The sequence below is a fragment of the Haliscomenobacter sp. genome, from assembly GCF_033763495.1.
Taxonomy (GTDB): Bacteria; Bacteroidota; Bacteroidia; order Chitinophagales; family Saprospiraceae; genus Haliscomenobacter.
In genome coordinates, this window is record NZ_JANRKL010000027.1 from 1 (window position 1) to 2,092 (window position 2,092).

3 protein-coding genes are annotated in these 2,092 nt (G+C 43.5%); all 3 read left to right on the plus strand.

Annotated features, from left to right (window positions below; genetic code table 11):
• Nucleotides 1-141: 141 nt before the first annotated feature.
• The 3 genes from tnpC to SFV55_RS02325 all read left to right on the plus strand — a co-directional run bounded on the left by tnpC (nt 142) and on the right by SFV55_RS02325 (nt 2,057).
• Nucleotides 142-1,317 carry an IS66 family transposase gene (gene tnpC, locus SFV55_RS02315; protein WP_320027838.1) on the plus strand — a complete coding sequence of 392 codons (1,176 nt, stop codon included), beginning with the start codon at nt 142-144 and terminating at the stop codon, nt 1,315-1,317.
• Nucleotides 1,302-1,571, plus strand: a complete 270-nt coding sequence (locus SFV55_RS02320) for an IS66 family transposase (RefSeq protein ID WP_320027839.1) — start codon at nt 1,302-1,304, stop codon at nt 1,569-1,571. Before tnpC ends, SFV55_RS02320 begins: the two co-directional genes overlap by 16 nt.
• 84 nt (nt 1,572-1,655) lie before the next feature.
• Nucleotides 1,656-2,057 carry a hypothetical protein gene (locus SFV55_RS02325; RefSeq protein ID WP_320027840.1) on the plus strand — a complete coding sequence of 134 codons (402 nt, stop codon included), beginning with the start codon at nt 1,656-1,658 and terminating at the stop codon, nt 2,055-2,057.
• Nucleotides 2,058-2,092: the final 35 nt, after the last annotated feature.

Below are 2,092 nucleotides of genomic sequence, written 5' to 3' on the forward strand. Positions count from 1 at the left end.
AAATTCTCTCTTAAATCCCAGACAAATGGTGAAGCCCCTCCTATGTTTTAAGTCAGTTTTTCTATTCAAAAAAATTTCGTAACTGGTTAGCCTGATTTTCATTTTTACCAGGCGATTGAAAAAGTTTATTTTTGTGTTTCAATGGAGTTACCCAACGACATAGCAAGTTGCCATCGGATAATTTTAGAGTTGGTATCGTTTGTTGAAGGCATTAAGCCTCAACTGCAAGGGTATGCTCAAAAGGTTGAGCAATTGGAATCTCGGATTAAAGAATTGGAGTCTCAAATACAACAGAACAGCCGCAACTCAAATTATCCGTCCTCTATGGACAAGTATAAGCCCAAGCCTGCATTTCCTCGGATCAAGGGCGGCAAGGTTGGTGGCAAAAAAGGTCATGACGGCAGCACGCTCAAGATGGTATCTGCACCAGATGTGGTAAAAACGCACATGCCCGAAGTTTGTGGCAGGTGCGGTCAGGTACATGGCGCAGAATCCTTGATCATTCGCGCCCGTCGTCAGGTGTTCGACATTCCCCCGCCTCGTATCGAAGTAACAGAGCATCAGGTTTTGGACTGGGTTTGCAGCGGCTGTCAAGCCCTGAACCAAGGCCAATTTCCGCAAGATGTGTGTTCCAACACGCAATATGGCCTTCGATTGGTGGCGATGAGTGCGCTTTTTAACAACGGCTACAATATCCCGCGTAACAAGGTTCAAGCGATCTTCAAAGACCTGTATGGTGTGACCCTCAACGAACAGACCTTGCAAGCCCAGAACGAATTTGCCTATGGATGTTTGGCCGATGACGAGGCGCACATCAAGACAAAATTGCTTCAATGCGAGGTCGTTCATTATGACGAAACGGGCTTTTATGTGGGCAAAGACCGGTTTTGGGAACATGTGGCAAGTAATGAACACTATACTGCTTTGTTTGTACATCCACAGCGGGGCGCAGCAGCCCACCAAACCGATATTTCTATCTTACCCTCGTTTCAAAACTGGGCAGTTCATGATTGTTGGTCTACCTATTTCAACTTCACAGGATGCCAACATGCCGTTTGTGGTGCGCATTTACTTCGGGAATTCACCGCTCTCATAGAATCGGGAAGCAAATGGGCCCAAAACTTCCACGCATTTTTACTTGACCTGTACGAACGCTCTGACAAAGGCAAGGCAGCCATCCCGACAAAAGAACGATCCAGAATCCTTCGAAAATACCAAGATTTGCTCCAACAAGCAGATAAGAAGAGCCGCCGCCGACACAAAAACCACGCGGCAAACCAAAGAAAACAAAAGGCAGAAACTTGTTTGACCGCCTGAATAAGTATCAGGATGCGGTGCTGGCTTTCGCTTTCCATGCAGAAGTGCCCTTCTCCAACAATCAGGCAGAAAGGGACATTAGACCCACCAAGACCAAAATGAAGGTCAGTGGATGCTTCCGCACCCAGTACGGAGCGGAAATCTATGCCCGCATCCAATCCTTTATCTCCACAGTCCGAAAACTCCAATTCAATCCTTTCAATGAACTCTATACCGTGTTATCTGGAGGTATCCCAGAGTATCGGGTCGCCTGAGGCTAACCAGTTACAAATTATCAATGGGTTGGATTTAAGATTACGCACTTAGAATCTGGTTTGAATAATATTTTTGGGGTGCGAATGGCAAAACCCTTTTCTCCAACTCAAAGCCCTTTAGCTTATATTGAGCGGGTTAATTATAACAATCCAATTGTGGCCATTAGAGAAATTGATAATTTTTTCCCTAATCAATTTTTCCCAATAATAGATGGAGTCTCAGTTCCTTTTAAATTAAAAAGAGTAAATTCTAATTCAGAAGATATTGGCTTTATTCAGTTACTAGCCTTCAAAGGACTACCTAATATGATTTCAATCTGCCCTGTTCAGAGTGATCCATTAAAACCATGGAACGATGACTACACATTTGTACCATTATGGAGTGACAACATTCAGCATATACCTCCTGGAGGCACAGGTGGCAATGGCTTAAGTTTAAACAACCAAGTTTTAAAAGTAAAAAATCATACTACTGGACATTTTTAAAAATCGCATGATTTTTTGTTGATAATGCTTTGAAA